9 protein-coding genes are annotated in these 14,574 nt (G+C 55.3%); 4 read left to right on the plus strand and 5 right to left on the minus strand.

Annotated elements, in window-relative coordinates; genetic code table 11:
- Positions 1 to 61: 61 nt before the first annotated feature.
- The 3 genes from gorA (at position 62) to NHG65_RS24790 (ending at position 3,848) form a co-directional block, all read left to right on the plus strand.
- The gene (gene gorA / locus NHG65_RS24780; protein WP_261418012.1) at positions 62 to 1,414 is read left to right on the plus strand and encodes a glutathione-disulfide reductase; all 1,353 of its coding nucleotides are present in this window, start codon (positions 62 to 64) and stop codon (positions 1,412 to 1,414) included.
- 158 nt (positions 1,415 to 1,572) lie between these two features.
- A complete protein-coding gene (locus NHG65_RS24785; protein WP_099063409.1) occupies positions 1,573 to 2,067 on the plus strand; it encodes a putative pterin-binding protein in 495 nt (164 codons plus the stop codon).
- Positions 2,064 to 3,848 carry an ATP-binding response regulator gene (locus tag NHG65_RS24790; RefSeq protein WP_261418010.1) on the plus strand — a complete coding sequence of 595 codons (1,785 nt, stop codon included), beginning with the start codon at positions 2,064 to 2,066 and terminating at the stop codon, positions 3,846 to 3,848. Before NHG65_RS24785 ends, NHG65_RS24790 begins: the two co-directional genes overlap by 4 nt.
- On the opposite strand, the gene NHG65_RS24795 is transcribed toward NHG65_RS24790, so the two are convergent.
- The 4 genes from NHG65_RS24795 to NHG65_RS24810 all read right to left on the minus strand — a co-directional run bounded on the left by NHG65_RS24795 (position 3,838) and on the right by NHG65_RS24810 (position 12,491).
- Positions 3,838 to 4,689, minus strand: coding sequence for a helix-turn-helix domain-containing protein (locus NHG65_RS24795; RefSeq protein WP_099063407.1), 852 nt, complete (start codon positions 4,687 to 4,689; stop codon positions 3,838 to 3,840). The genes NHG65_RS24790 and NHG65_RS24795 overlap by 11 nt on opposite strands.
- Positions 4,690 to 5,164: 475 nt before the next feature.
- Positions 5,165 to 8,260, minus strand: a complete 3,096-nt coding sequence (locus tag NHG65_RS24800; protein WP_499182782.1) for an autotransporter outer membrane beta-barrel domain-containing protein — start codon at positions 8,258 to 8,260, stop codon at positions 5,165 to 5,167.
- A 68-nt stretch (positions 8,261 to 8,328) separates the two neighbouring features.
- A complete protein-coding gene (locus NHG65_RS24805) occupies positions 8,329 to 11,430 on the minus strand; it encodes an autotransporter outer membrane beta-barrel domain-containing protein (RefSeq protein ID WP_499182783.1) in 3,102 nt (1,033 codons plus the stop codon).
- 407 nt (positions 11,431 to 11,837) lie between these two features.
- Complete coding sequence (locus NHG65_RS24810) at positions 11,838 to 12,491, minus strand: TetR/AcrR family transcriptional regulator (RefSeq protein WP_260329772.1); 654 nt, start codon at positions 12,489 to 12,491, stop codon at positions 11,838 to 11,840.
- A 255-nt stretch (positions 12,492 to 12,746) separates the two neighbouring features.
- On the opposite strand from NHG65_RS24810, the gene NHG65_RS24815 reads away from it, so the two are divergent.
- On the plus strand, positions 12,747 to 13,976 hold the full coding sequence (locus NHG65_RS24815) for a Tm-1-like ATP-binding domain-containing protein (RefSeq protein WP_499182784.1): 1,230 nt from the start codon (positions 12,747 to 12,749) through the stop codon (positions 13,974 to 13,976).
- Between the two features lie 71 nt (positions 13,977 to 14,047).
- Here the strand turns inward: NHG65_RS24815 and spy are convergent, their stop codons facing one another.
- Positions 14,048 to 14,548 carry an ATP-independent periplasmic protein-refolding chaperone Spy gene (gene spy / locus NHG65_RS24820; protein WP_099065459.1) on the minus strand — a complete coding sequence of 167 codons (501 nt, stop codon included), beginning with the start codon at positions 14,546 to 14,548 and terminating at the stop codon, positions 14,048 to 14,050.
- Positions 14,549 to 14,574 lie beyond the last annotated feature (26 nt).

Genomic DNA, 14,574 nt, shown 5'->3' on the forward strand with positions numbered 1-14,574 from the left:
AACCTGCATCAGGCGTTAAACTCTTACGCTCTTCGATTCACACAATTCATGGAAATCCCAGATGACCAAACATTACGATTATCTAGCAATTGGCGGCGGCAGCGGCGGCATCGCATCGATCAACCGGGCAGCCATGTACGGCCAGAAATGCGCACTGATTGAAGCCAAGGAACTGGGCGGCACCTGCGTCAACGTGGGTTGTGTACCGAAAAAAGTTATGTGGCACGCGGCGCAGATCGCCGAGGCTATTCACCTGTACGGCCCGGATTACGGTTTCGATACCACCGTCAATGCGTTTGACTGGAAAAAGCTGGTGGCTAACCGCACCGCCTATATCGACCGCATCCATAATTCCTACGACAACGTGCTGGGCAAAAATAAAGTCGACGTGATCAAAGGTTTTGCGCGCTTTATCGACGCCCACACGGTGGAAGTGAACGGTGAGAAAATCACTGCCGACCATATTCTGATCGCCACCGGCGGTCGCCCAAGCCATCCGGACATTCCGGGTGCAGAATACGGCATCGATTCCGACGGTTTCTTCGATCTGGACGCCATGCCAAAACGCGTTGCCATCGTAGGCGCGGGCTATATCGCGGTAGAAATCGCCGGTGTGCTGAACGCGCTGGGTGCTGAAACGCACCTGTTCGTACGTAAGCACGCGCCGCTGCGCAGCTTCGATCCGATGATTGTCGAAACCCTGGTGGAAGTGATGAACACCGAAGGGCCAAGCCTGCACACCGACTCGGTACCGAAGGCCATCGTCAAGAACGCCGACGGCAGCCTGACGCTGCAGTTGGAAAACGGCAAGGAATTCATCGTCGACAGCCTGGTGTGGGCGATTGGTCGCGAACCGGCGACCGATAACCTGAATCTGGCCGTGACCGGGGTGAAAACCAACGAAAATGGCTACATCGACGTCGATAAATACCAGAACACCAACGTAGCAGGCATTTACGCGGTGGGTGATAACACCGGTGCCGTTGAACTGACCCCGGTTGCCGTGGCCGCCGGTCGCCGCCTGTCCGAGCGTCTGTTCAACAACAAGCCGGAAGAGCACCTGGATTACAGCAACATCGCTACCGTGGTGTTCAGCCATCCGCCAATCGGCACTATCGGCCTGACCGAGCCGGAAGCCATCGAGAAATTCGGGGCGGACAGCGTGAAAGTGTATAAATCTTCATTTACCGCCATGTACAGCGCCGTGACGCAGCACCGTCAGCCGTGCCGCATGAAACTGGTGTGTGTAGGTAAAGAAGAGAAGATTGTTGGCCTGCACGGTATCGGCTTCGGCATGGACGAGATCCTGCAGGGCTTCGCCGTGGCAATCAAGATGGGCGCCACCAAGAAAGACTTCGACAACACCGTGGCGATCCACCCGACCGCTGCGGAAGAATTTGTCACCATGCGCTAAGCGCGAAAATCAGCAAAAACCGAGGCCAGGGCAATCCCTGGCCTTTTCTTTTCGTGCTCTTTACCATTCCCTTCAACACAAATTTTTATTTTCTGCCATTATTTTGCCTGATCAATGAGCGGAGCTCATGCAAGCATCCGCGACTCTGGAGAACACCGATGCTGTTCAAGCTATTTAAAAACATCACGTTGGCTTTTTTTGCGTTGATGGTCGTCCAATCCAGTGCGCTGAGTTTTACTCTGGAAGTCTCGGGCAACATCAAAAACACCACCGACCCGGTAAAGAAAAGCTATCTGTTTACCGATAAACAACTGTTGGCAATGCCGGTGCAGAGCATCACCACCTCAACCTCCTGGACGCCGCAAAGAAAGTTCGAAGGGATTGCTGTGGCGGACATTTTGGCGCGTGTGGGCGCCAAAGGCAGCACGCTGACGTTTTATGCGCTGAACGATTATTACATCGACGTGCCGCTGTCCGACGTCGAAAAATACAATATGATTTTGGCCTACAAGATGGACGGCGTAATGCTGAAGGTCAGAAACTTCGGACCGCTATTTTTGGTTTATCCCAGGGATGCCGCAGGGCCTGAGTTGAATTCCCCGCTCTACAACTCACGCTTTATCTGGCAAGTGGACAGGATTGTGATCAAATGAAGCTCACAGGGTTTAAAAACAGCAGCAGGCTGGCGATCCCGGCGATTTTTGCCGCCTTGTTTCTGGTGGCCTCGACGGTAACGCTGTATTACTACAGTGCGACCCTGTCAAAGAAAGGGTTGTATGCTATTGCCGGTACTCAGGAAAATTACTCCTGGTCGATCGCCAAATTCTCCATCAAGCTGGCCGAGTTTGATACGCTGGTCGAACAGCTGAAAAATGCACCGCAGGTGGATGCCGAGGATCTGCGGCTTAAATTTGAAATCCTTTATTCCCGTTTTTACGTGCTGGAAACGGTGTCCGAATCCACCCAGCCACTGTACGCCGAACCGGGTTATCCCGAGGTAGTCGCACACATGCGGGCGAAAATGGATCAGATTGATACTCTGCTGAACAGCCCAAAGATTGATTTCTCGTTGATTTCGCAGGCCATGCGGCAGATCAAGCCTTACGCGATTGAGATGGCCAACCTGACCGATCACGCCGAAGTGAAGCAACGCACCGCCGCCTACGAAGACTATATCGAAAAACGACATATCATTTTTTACGGTCTGGTGATCGTGATGTTCTCGGTGATCGCCTTGATTGCCATCACTCTGATTGTGCTACGTCAGCAGCGCCTGACCATCCGCCAACAGGCCAAGGCGATTGAGGCGGAGAGAGCCACCCGCACCAAAAATGCCTTTCTGGGGGCCATCGGTCACGAGTTACGCACCTCGCTGCAGAGCATTATGTCCGCCATTGATGTGCTGGTGAATACCAAGGTGTCGACGGAGCATGCGGATACCTTCCAACGGCTGGAAACCGCCGCGCAGCAAATTGAAAGCCAGATGAAGGACCTGACCGATTATGCCCATCTGGACAGCGGGATGATGGAACTGCGTATCGCCGCCTTCGACGTCCAACGGCTGGTCGAGGAAACGGCGAACGAAATCAATATGCTGCGTCAGAAAGATCAGGTGACGCTGCTGTGTGAGGTGGAGTGCGGTCATCTGCAGATACATTCTGACCCGCTGCGCATCAGGCAGATTATCGTCAACCTGCTGACCAACGCGTTCAAGTACACCGAAAGCGGCACTATCACGCTGTACAGCAGCCTGCGACGCCAGCCGACCGGCAATTCGTTGATTATTGAAGTTACCGACACCGGCATCGGAATCGAAAAAGAGATGCTTGACCAGATATTCCGGCCTTTCACCCAGTTGGACCAATCCCATACCCGGCAGTATGGCGGCGTCGGGATGGGGCTGGCGATTGTGCATGGGCTGGTCACGCTGCTCGACGGCAGCATTACCGTCTACAGCGATATCAAAAAAGGCAGTACCTTTATCGTCAGTATTCCGGTCGAGGTCAGCGACGATCAACAACTGGACGAAATACCGCACCACCACCAGGGTCTGCTGCGCAAACAGCAGCATGTTTTGGTGGTTGATGACAACAAATCGGTGAGTGACGCTTTCGCTGCGCTATTGGACAAACTCGGCTATCAATATGAACTGTGCAACTCGTCGGAACGGGCGCTGCAAAAGCTGCTCAGGCGCCCTTACGACGCATTGCTGCTGGACTTGCAAATGCCCGGCATTGACGGTGCCGCGCTGGCGAAACAACTGCGTAGCCAGCGGGGTCCCAATCGCCAAATCCCGATTGTCGGCATCAGCGCTTATAGCCCGGAACAGCTGGCTGCCGAGCAGCGGGCGCTGTTCGACAACTATTTAATGAAGCCGGTGCGGTTGGACGCCTTGTCATCCGCACTGGCCTCACTGCTGATCGCTAAAGGTTAAAACACCGCAGCAGCGCGGCTTCGATCACATGGAGCCGTACTGGCTTTTCATAAGGACCCAGCACGTCATAATCACGCATCGCCCTGGCGATTTCAGACTCACGCTGATCGGTGCCCAGTTGGCCGGTCAGCACCAGGACTGGCGCATCCGGGTTGTCTGAAGCGCGGATGGTTTCAATGCATTGGTCTGCCGTTTCCTGGCCGATCAGCCAGTCGACCACATAACCGTCGAACAGGCTCTGCTGCAACGCCAGGCAAAAACTGCTGACGTCATAAAACGCCACCGCATGGAAACCCCGCCCGTTCAGGTATTTTGTCAGTTCATCGGCCGCCTGATGTGAATCATCCAGGACCGCAATGCTCAAACGCTCGTCTTCGACGGCGGCTGGGCGAACCTCGATCAGTTCCACGCTGTAACGCTGGCCCTGAGGCGCATCATCCGCACGATAAACACACCATTGCCCTGCCTGTTGCAGCGCGACATATTCCGACGTCCTTCCGCCAACCAGCTCATGGCCGATATAGCCGACACAGGCTAACTCCGCACCACCGACGTAAAAGATGGCATCTCGTGCAATAGTTTGCGCGGAGATGTCATTTTCAGTACCGAGATCCACGATCGCTGACGGCGTCTCCCCTAATGCCGCCGCAACGTTGTTAATCTGCTCCAGAGTCCAGGGACTTTGCCCCTTCAGCTTACGGTGCGCATGCGAAAAACTCAGATCCAGAATACGGCTGAGCTCTTTAGCATGCTGACGCTTGCCAATCCCATAATGTACAAACAGTTCCCTGACCCGGTTTGCAATCGACTGTGAATCGAATTTTTGGTGATTGTTATCCATTTTTTCCTTCGATTTTTTTTGCTGTTTTTTCAGTCGTTTTCATACTTGCCGTGCAAAAAAGCGATCCAAAACTGGTATATCATACAATGTACAATCTAAACATTGCTTGACATACCACATTATATAGTCAAACATGGTATCAGAAGAGACACACAGCAACACCACAATAAAAATATAACAATAGTAAGAACGCATCACTAATAATCACAATGACACCAGGGAAAGCTCGTTTCGATTACGGCGCAGAGAGAATGTATGCAACAGACCCTCGCCGTAAATGGGCCGTAAGCGCTAAACTGTTTTACCGCGTTTTGAACCGGGATCCGCAAGGGTCCCGTTTTTTTTTGTCGTTTTTACCGCAAAGCGGCGTGATACATCATACGTGCTCCCTCCGCCATCACCCCGTTAAAATCCAAAAAAATAGGGCCAGCAAGCTGACCCCAGGGTTTCAGTAACAGGATTTAAGTTCGTTGGATCAGAACTTCCAGGTGAAACCGGCGTTGACGCTGTTGTCCTGGTAGTTTTGCGACAGCAGGCCACCGTAGCCCAGCGACAGCGTGGCATTCTTGTTCACCGCCACCTCTGCACTGGCTTTCAGCACCGCACCGTCACGCGAGGCCGACACGCTGTTCACCACAAACGGCGAGTTGCCGCCGTTGAAGCGCAGCCCGGTGCCGCGATCCAAATCGCCGTACTGATGCTGCCAGCCCAGCTCGCTGCGCAGCGCCACCGAAGTGGTTTTGCTCGCCTGCCACTGGGTATCAGCTCGCAGCCCCAGCGTCGACACCGTGGCGTCAGTGTGCTGTTTGTCGCCGTGCAGCGCCGCTGCCCCGCCGTCTTCCGAAATACCGTTGTTCTGGAAGTTGATGTACGCCAGGTTGGCGAACGGCTCCAGATTGACCCAGTCAGCCTTCACGCTGTAACCCGCCTCGGCGAACACCTGCTCGGTGCGCGCGCTGTATTTCGCGGTTTCGCGATCTGATTGCATGCCGTAATTGACCGAACGCGAGGTATCGAAACGGTGCCAGGTGTAGCCACCACCGGCACGCAGCGCCAGCTCACCGAACTGTTTGCCGCCGTACACCGCCAGGTGGTAGTTGTCGCTGTCCGCATTCGAGCCGTAGCCGCCGTCCAGCGAGGTCCGGGTATAACCGGTCGCCACACCCAGGCGCCAGTCATCCGCCAATGCCGAGTCCAGCCCCACCAGCACGCCATAGGTCGAGGCCTGATAGCCCGTCGCATTGGCATCGCCCGACGCATGGTCCCAGGCACCCAGCAACTGCGCCCAGGCACCGCCGTCGTCGTCAGCCTTGATGTCCGGCGAGGTCGCCAGCCCTTCCGCCTGCCGCAGGCGGCCATTCAGCGCATCACGCAGGTAACGGCTGTCGTTCACCTGTGCCGAGGCAATATCCGCGTGGATCTGCCCGGACAACTGACGGAACGCCTGACGGGCTTCCCCTGTAGATCCAGCATTGAGGATGCTCTCGTACACCGGATTGCCCGCCGCCAATGCCTCTGCCGCTGCCGCGACCGCACGCTCGTTCTGGGTTGCTGCCACGCTGGCGAAGCTGGTGTCGTTACGACCGACGTTCAACGTGACCTGATTGGGTTGGTAAGTCAGCCCGGTACCGAGGAACAGGTAGTTCGGTGCTACCGAATCAAACCGCCCGCTGATGCCCTGTTGAGCAGTCAGGATGTTGTACTGCTGGCCGAGCAGGCTGCGGACTTCGCTTTGCGACAGCAGATTAGTGCTGTTCTCCAGCGAGACCGCCACTTCACCCCCGCCGATCGTCGCCGATCCGTTGCTTTGGATCCGATCGCTCTGGCCGTTGGGGGCTACTTCCACCGCGTAACGGGAACCCGGCTCGAAACTGACGTTACGAGCCACATTCAGCGTGCCGATTGAATTGCCCGGTGCCACGGTACCGCCGCTGCGGGCGGTCAGTGATCCCACCGTCCCGGAGCCACCCAGCACACCGGCGTTTTGCACCGTGACGTCCGAAGTGACCGAGCCATTCACCGCCAGCAAGCCTGTGTTCACCCAGGTCGGGCCGGAGTAGGTATTGTTGCCGGTCAGCACCAACGCACCCTGGCCTTCTTTGGTCAAACCACCATGGCCGTAGATGTCATTGGAATAGACCTCTACCGAACAGTGGTAGTCATCACAAGTGCGAGCCTGCAGCGTGCCTGGATCGATTTCAGCTCCGAAGCCAGGAATGTTGGCGACAAACTGTGACGAGCCATAAGCCACGCCCGTCGGATCCGGAATGCGGAACTCTTCAGGAATGTCTTCGACGGTATAGAACATGCCCGGACCGTTAATCGCCTTGCCCAGGTTGATCATCCCCCAGCCGTACAGTGCATCAATACCCGGTGCGCCCATATCGGTAGCGGTAGTTTTCAGCACGTCGGCAATTTGCGCCGACGTCATGTACGGAAAGCGCTGCAGCAACACGGCGACCGCGCCGGTCACGTGCGGCGTCGCCATTGAGGTCCCATTTTTATTGCCGTAGTCCGAGACCAGTTGATTCGGGTCTGAACCGTTGGCCACGGTGCTGTAGATTTTACTGCCCGGTGACGAGACACAGAAACTGGCGGTATAGCCGCAGCGGGAAGAGAAGCTGCTGATGGTATAAGGCACGCTGTTGGTGGAGGCATCATCTTGCGCAACGCTGGCAACCGACAACCAGTTAGGCGCAATATCCGGGACAAAATAGGCCAATCCACTGATCACGTCCGGTTGGTTGTAGTTGCCGTCATTACCGGCGGCGAACAGCACCAGAATATTTTTACGTGCCGCATCGATCGCGCCCTGATAACCGGCCCCCGCCAAACTGCCCAGCAACGGTTTCACCTGATCAAACTGCTCCTGTGCGTCTTTCAGCTCGAAATGCAGTGCATCGGGTTTTTTGCCATTATCCGACAGGAAATCGGGAATACTGACGCCCCAACTGTTATTGATGACCCGCACGCCGTTGTTGATCATCGCCTGCCAACCCGCGTTGGTCACGCTGCCGTCCAGCCCGAGGAATTCGCCATACGCCGGGCCGTCATTGTCGTTATCAACGCTGATGATTTGTGAGTCAAAAGCCACACCATGCATGCCGGTGCCGTCACGATTGGCCCCGCTGATACCGGCCACGTGGACGCCGTGGTTACTTAGCGTCGCACCGTTATAGAAATGGAAGGTGCCGTCGAAGTAAAAACGATCGCCGGCCTTAATATCTGTCCGATGCGGGTCGGTATAAGCTCTATTGCCCTGGGTAACCACATTCACCAGTTTACCGTCACCGGCAAATTCAGGGTGCTTGTTCACCGGAGTATCGAAAATGCCCACCTTTTGCCCTTTACCGGTATAACCCGCGGCATAGGCCTCATCGGCGTGAATAGCCCCCAACCCCCAGTTGGCATTGAATTCATTACTGCGCCAGCTTGCCGGATCGCCTATCTTGCCGCCTTCCGTATAGGGTGCGGCCTGTACGCCACCTGCCGCCAACAACGCGCACAGCAAGGCGTTCAATTTCCATGTTGGCGCCAATGCCGGTTTGTTCTTTCCTGTCGCTTGCTTCATTCCCTTATCCTTTTTGTTTTAGTCAAACCGCCCCCCGAAGAGGCGGCTTGTCCCTCAGTTTTTTAAGATCAGAAATTCCAGGTGAAACCGGCGTTGACGCTGTTGTCCTGGTAGTTTTGCGACAGCAGGCCGCCGTAACCCAGTGACAGCGTGGCATTCTTGTTCACCGCCACCTCTGCACTGGCCTTCAGCACCGCACCGTCACGCGAGGCCGACACGCTGTTCACCACGAACGGCGAGTTGCCGCCGTTGAAGCGCAGCCCGGTGCCGCGATCCAAATCGCCGTACTGATGCTGCCAGCCCAGCTCGCTGCGCAGCGCCACCGAAGTGGTTTTGCTCGCCTGCCACTGGGTATCAGCTCGCAGCCCCAGCGTCGACACCGTGGCGTCGGTGTGCTGTTTGTCGCCGTGCAGCGCCGCTGCCCCGCCATCTTCCGAGATACCGTTGTTCTGGAAGTTGATGTACGCCAGGTTGGCGAACGGCTCCAGATTGACCCAGTCAGCCTTCACGCTGTAACCCGCCTCGGCGAACACCTGCTCGGTGCGCGCGCTGTATTTCGCGGTTTCGCGATCTGATTGCATGCCGTAATTGACCGAACGCGAGGTATCGAAACGGTGCCAGGTGTAGCCACCGCCGGCACGCAGCGCCAGCTCACCGAACTGTTTGCCGCCGTACACCGCCAGGTGGTAGTTGTCGCTGTCGGCATTCGAGCCGTAGCCGCCGTCCAGCGAAGTGCGGGTGTAACCGGTCGCCACGCCCAAGCGCCAGTCATCCGCCAATGCCGAGTCCAGCCCCACCAGCACGCCGTAGGTCGAAGCCTGATAGCCCGTCGCATTGGCATCGCCCGACGCATGGTCCCAGGCACCCAGCAACTGCGCCCAGGCACCGCCGTCGTCGTCAGCCTTGATGTCCGGCGAGGTCGCCAGCCCTTCCGCCTGCCGCAGGCGGCCATTCAGCGCATCACGCAGGTAACGGCTGTCGTTCACCTGTGCCGAGGCAATATCCGCGTGGATCTGCCCGGACAACTGACGGAACGCCTGACGGGCTTCCCCTGTAGATCCAGCATTGAGGATGCTCTCGTACACCGGATTGCCCGCCGCCAATGCCTCTGCCGCTGCCGCGACCGCACGCTCGTTCTGGGTTGCTGCCACGCTGGCGAAGCTGGTGTCGTTACGACCGACGTTCAACGTGACCTGATTGGGTTGGTAAGTCAGCCCGGTACCGAGGAACAGGTAGTTCGGTGCTACCGAATCAAACCGCCCGCTGATGCCCTGTTGAGCAGTCAGGATGTTGTACTGCTGGCCGAGCAGGCTGCGGACTTCGCTTTGCGACAGCAGATTAGTGCTGTTCTCCAGCGAGACCGCCACTTCACCCCCGCCGATCGTCGCCGATCCGTTGCTTTGGATCCGATCGCTCTGGCCGTTGGGGGCTACTTCCACCGCGTAACGGGAACCCGGCTCGAAACTGACGTTACGAGCCACATTCAGCGTGCCGATTGAATTGCCCGGTGCCACGGTACCGCCGCTGCGGGCGGTCAGTGATCCCACCGTCCCGGAGCCACCCAGCACACCGGCGTTTTGCACCGTGACGTCCGAAGTGACCGAGCCATTAATCGCCAGCAGGCCCTGATTGATCAGCGTCGGCCCCGCGTAACTGTTATTGCCGGTCAGTACCAATGTGCCGATGCCCTGTTTGGTCAGGCCGCCGTGGCCGGAAATGTTGTTGCTCCAGACATCCAACCCGCAATGCGTATCGTCACACACGCGTTCGGTCGGCTTTCCCTTGTCCAGCACCGCGCCGACGCCCGGTAAATTCACCACAAACTGTTCCGGGCCGTAGGCACCGCTAACACGGAACTCCTCAGGAATATCTTGTTCGGTGACAAATATGCCCGGGCCGTTAATCGCCTTGCCCAGATCGATCATCCCCCAGCCGTACAGCGCATCGATACCCGGAGCGCCCATATCAACGGTGGTGGTCTTCAGCACCGAGGCAACCTGTGCGCCGGTCATGTACGGGAAGCGCTCCATCAGCACCGCAATGCTGCCTGCCACGTGCGGCGCTGCCATTGAAGTCCCGCTGTATTTGGCGTAACCGGTGGTCAGGTTATCTACGCTGTTGCCTTCGATGATCGAGCTGTACACCTTGGTCCCCGGTGCGGCAACGCAGAAGCTGGCGGTATAACCGCAGCGTGAGGAGAAAGTGCTGATGCTGTAATCGCCGGTGTTACTCGGATCCTGCAGGCTGGCGACCGACAGCCAATTGGGGGCGATTTCCGGCACGAAATAGGCCAGGCCGGCCATGGCGTCCGGGTTATTCAGGTTGTAATCGTTACCGGCGGCAAAAATGGTAACGATGCCGCTACGTGCCGCATCGATCGCGCCCTGATAAGCGCCACCGGCTTTGGTGCCAAGGATCTGTTTGATTTGATCGAACTGCTTTTGCGCATCGGCGAGCGTGAAGTGGGGATAGGCAGGATCCTTGCCGCCCTGATCAAACTTCTCGGTGATGCCGATGCCCCAACTGTTATTGATAATGCGCGCGCCACTGGCGATCAACGCATCCCAGCCGGCCTGGTACACCGCGCCATCATTACCGAGAATGATGCCGTCCTCCGGGCCCGGATCGCCGTTTTCCGCGCTGATGATTTGTGCGTTGAACGCCACGCCGTGCATCTCGCCGCCATCGCGGTTGCCGGCAGCGATGCCGCCCACATGGGTACCGTGTGAACCCAGCGTGCCGTCGGAGTCCACGCTCGGCGTGCCGTCATAGCGGAATACGTCGCCTTTTTTCACCGGAATATAGGGATCGGTGTATTCGCGGATGCCGGTAGTCACCAGATTGATTACCTTGTTCTGGCTGGCAAACTCCGGGTGTTTGGCATACACCGGCTGATCGAAAATGCCGAGTTTTACGCCTTTCCCGCTATAACCGGCGGCGTAGGCCTGATCGGCGTGGATCGCCCCCAGGCCCCATTCGGCGTTGAATTCATTACTACGCCAACTTGAAGGATCACCCGGCTTACCGCTCTCTACATAAGGTGCAGCCTGCGCTCCACCGATCGCCGCCAGGCAAAAAAGCACAGCACTCCACTGTGCGCGATTAACACCAATTTCAGGCCAGCCGAAGGCCGCCTGAACAGGCTTGACTCCTTTACGTCTATTTTCCATCCCAGATACCGTCCATTGTTGTTTGCAAATGTCTTATTGATTTTTTTGTGTAACAGTTTCGTAACACCAAATAAATAAAGCACAACAATCTCAAGCGCGCCTAATGGGTCAAGGCGCTGGATGATCTAAACGGGAGCCTGAGGATCGAGTAAAAAGGGGGAAAAACATAAGGATCTTCGATGGCTTTAAGCCAGCGAGAGGCGTGAATTTATCGTGCTGAGGATGAAATATAATCAAATGATAAATAAGGATAATAGAAACAAAAAAGGCCGCATGGGTATCTCCCCTGCGGCCTGTTCAACAATGCTTAAGATGCTCTTTTTATCAATTTTAATTATAACTATTACCAATACTCACTCAGTGAAATGTGCTGGTTTTCGCCGAGAATGGCAGTAAAAATTGGACTATCATGCTAGCGGTTTTCTGCTGTTCATCGCATCTTCCTCGGCCTGGCGAATTATGGCTTTCGCCATCCACTGCGTCACATCCTGAATACCACCGAGATCCAGACCCCAAATATCTTTCAGGACCAGGAAAACTTCCGAACCATAGATCAGCGAAAAAGAATGAATCACCCGCTGTAACGCCTCGGGCGGTAGTTTATCCTGCAACGGTTCAACCGCCAGGTTCAGCAGGCGTTTGCGGTTGCCGCGGACGAACTTTTCCCCCGGCGTCGCTTGCGCCCACTGCTGTAGTGAAAGCTGTAATGCGGCACGTAAAGCACCTTCATGTTGCTCCATCTGAGGGTAAGCGAAAGCCAGCAGTTGTTGAATGCGTTTCAACGCATCATGATCCTCTGGTTGCCATTCCAGGATCGGCCCCAAACTTTCAGCCACTACCGCTGCAATCAATTCACTTTGGGTGGGAAAATAACGATAAGCCGTGGCCCGTGACACCTGCGCATGTGCGGCAAGCTCAGTGATCGACGGAAAGAGCCCTTCGTCATACAGCGCCATGGCACTGGTCAACAGTAAATGATGAGTTCTGGCCCGGGCAGAGGTCAGAGATTTTTCCTGTTTCATGGGAAAGGCAGTTATTAGCACGGCAACCTCATACTTCATCGCATCTCCCGCTCTCGGAACAGCATACGATAACCATCAAACCGACCGCATCCCGCTTTGTCGGCAGCATTAAAACGCTCAAAACTGAGACAGGCATCTCATTTCGTACTGAACTGGGCTTGCATAAATGATACGACCGTCTCATTATGTAGATATATTAATCATTCTAACTTAAACGACCAACACCAGGGTTCCACATAATTATTTAACGCTATAATTTAAAATATAAAATTAGAAATTCGGCAGGAAAGAGCAATGTTTAATACTTCAAATTTTGTCTATATTGCTACCACAGCAGATACCAAAGGACAAGAGTTGGAGTATGTCCGCCAGATTATCGCCAACCTCGGTTTACCCACGGTTACCGTCGATCTCTCGACCAGCAACCTGCCGGCGAACCCGGCAGCCGATATCTGCGCTGAGGAAGTTGCCGGCTATCATCCCGAAGGGGCCAAGGCCGTATTTTGCCCCAACCGCAGCCATGCCATTACCGCGATGGCACTCGCCTTCGAACGTTTTCTCCTGACACGCCACGATATCGCGGCCCTGCTTGGTTTAGGCGGCTCTGGCGGCACAGCCATTATCACTCCGGCGATGCAAAAATTACCCATCGGCCTGCCTAAATTGATGGTTTCAAGCATGGCTGCAGGCGACGTCTCGGCGTATGTCGGCAACAGCGATATCGCCATGCTGTATTCCGTTACAGATATAGCGGGCCTAAACCGTATATCGCGCCGTGTCCTGAGCAATGCAGCATGCCAGATTGCTGGAGCGGTACGTTTCGCCACCGCTCATGACATCGAGGAAAAACCGGCTGTCGGTCTGACGATGTTTGGCGTCACAACGCCTTGCATAAAAATGGTTGTTTCCGCGCTCGAACCTCAATGGGACTGCTTGGTATTCCACGCCACCGGCAGTGGAGGCAGAGCGTTGGAGAAACTGATCGATAGCCGTTTGCTGAGCGCAGCGCTTGATTTGACCACAACTGAAGTGGCCGATTATCTGTTTGGAGGGGTTCTTCCCTGCAATGAGGATCGCTTTAGTGCCATCGCCCGAACCCGCATCCCCTGCATACTATCTTGTGGTGCATTGGATATGATTAATTTTGGCCCTCCAGAAACGGTACCGGCGCGTTATGCCGAACGCCTGATCCACCAACATAACCCTCAGGTTACCTTGGTTCGCACTACACCACAGGAAAATGCCAGTATCGGACGCTGGATAGGGGAGAAAATGAATGCTTGCAGCGGTGAGGTACGATTTGTGATCCCGGGAGGGGGGGTATCCGCACTGGATGCTCCGGGACAGCCTTTTTGGGATCCACAGGCATTGGCCGCTTTTATGCAGGCATTAGAAAGTACGCTTCGGCCAACTAACAAACGACGGCTGATAAAAACGGCTTATCATATTAACGATCCACGTTTTGCACATATTGTTACCGAACAGTTTCAACATATTGCCAACCCTCGCCTCTCATCGAAGTGACTCGTTTTTGGTCAGAAAAAGCAAAAGGGCCAGAGATTAATCTGGCCCTTTTTATTTACCACATGAAATTATTACTGTGCAGTCGTCATTTTCGACTTCATGTTTTTCATGTGTTCCATCATTTTCTGTTCGCGTTTCTGATAATTCTCATTGTATTGTTTTTTCTGCTCAGGGGTCAGCAGGTTATACATTTTATTTTCAGCTTTGGCGCGCTCCAGCATATGTTCGGACTGCGCTTTGCTGATGGCGTCAATTTGGGTTTTCGCTTTGGCTTCATCGAAGCTGTCGGAAGCCACCATGCTATGCAGCGCCTGGCGCTCATCTTTGGTCCCTTCGCCGCGCTTCTGGTGTGTTTCTTTCATGATATCGCGCATTTGCTGGCGCTGCTGCTCGGTCAGGTTCAGGCCGGCAAACGGGCCACCTTTACCTTCGCCTTTGTGGTGCATCATTTTCATGTTCATCGGTGTGGCATCTGTGGTGGCCGGCGCCGCCGTAGTATCGGCTGCGAAAGCCATAGAAGCAGAACCCAGAGCCAGAGTAGAAGCGACAAATAAAGCGGTCAGTTTACGCATAATCATTTCCTTAAAATTATTCTTCA

It is taken from the genome of Serratia myotis (assembly GCF_027474885.1).
In the GTDB taxonomy this organism is placed as follows: domain Bacteria; phylum Pseudomonadota; class Gammaproteobacteria; order Enterobacterales; family Enterobacteriaceae; genus Serratia; species Serratia proteamaculans.